At 59.1% G+C, this 1,185-nt stretch carries 1 protein-coding gene; it reads right to left on the bottom strand.

Annotated elements, in window-relative coordinates; genetic code table 11:
* A partial coding sequence (tuf, locus tag IEX57_RS21055; RefSeq protein ID WP_188707278.1) for an elongation factor Tu occupies window positions 1-1,185 on the bottom strand: 1,185 nt, incomplete at its 5' end.

Here is a 1,185-nt window from a genome sequence, read left to right as displayed (position 1 = left end):
TTACTCAACGATCTTGGCAACAACGCCGGCGCCAACAGTACGGCCACCTTCACGGATGGCGAAGCGCAGACCTTGTTCCATGGCGATCGGGGCGATCAGGGCAACAGTGATGGTCACATTGTCGCCCGGCATCACCATTTCGGTACCTTCCGGCAGGCTGATCGCGCCAGTCACGTCCGTCGTACGGAAGTAGAACTGCGGGCGATAGTTGCTGAAGAACGGGGTGTGACGACCACCTTCGTCCTTGGACAGAACGTAGATCTCAGCGGTGAACTTGGTGTGCGGGGTGATGGAGCCCGGCTTGGCCAGAACCTGACCACGCTGAACGTCTTCACGCTTCGTACCACGCAGCAGCGCGCCGATGTTGTCGCCAGCCTGACCTTGGTCCAGCAGCTTGCGGAACATTTCCACGCCGGTACAAGTGGTCTTGACGGTCGGAACGATACCCACGATTTCCAGTTCTTCGCCAACCTTGATGATACCGCGCTCAACACGACCGGTCACAACAGTACCGCGGCCGGAGATCGAGAACACGTCTTCCACCGGCATCAGGAAAGTACCGTCGATGGCACGTTCCGGTTCCGGAATGTAGCTGTCCAGTGCGTCGGCCAGACGGAAGATCGCCGGTTCGCCGATTTCGGACTGGTCGCCGTTCAGGGCCAGCATGGCGGAGCCATGGATGATCGGGGTGTCGTCACCCGGGAAGTCGTACTTGGACAGCAGGTCACGCACTTCCATTTCAACCAGTTCCAGCAGCTCGGCGTCATCAACCATGTCGCACTTGTTCAGGAACACGAGGATGTACGGAACGCCAACCTGGCGGGCCAGCAGGATGTGCTCGCGGGTTTGCGGCATCGGACCGTCAGCGGCCGAGCAAACCAGGATCGCACCGTCCATCTGGGCAGCACCGGTAATCATGTTCTTCACGTAGTCAGCGTGACCCGGGCAGTCAACGTGCGCGTAGTGGCGGGTTGCGGTTTCGTATTCAACGTGTGCAGTGTTGATCGTGATACCGCGAGCCTTTTCTTCCGGCGCGCTGTCAATCTGGGAGTAGTCTTTGGCTTCGCCACCGAACTTCTTGGACAGAATGGTGGTGATCGCTGCGGTCAGCGTGGTCTTGCCGTGGTCAACGTGACCGATGGTACCTACGTTGACGTGCGGCTTCGTACGCGTGAACTTTTCCTT

The sequence above is a fragment of the Silvimonas iriomotensis genome, from assembly GCF_014645535.1.
GTDB classification, from domain to species: Bacteria; Pseudomonadota; Gammaproteobacteria; order Burkholderiales; family Chitinibacteraceae; genus Silvimonas; species Silvimonas iriomotensis.
This window is presented reverse-complemented; position numbering and strand designations above follow the sequence as displayed.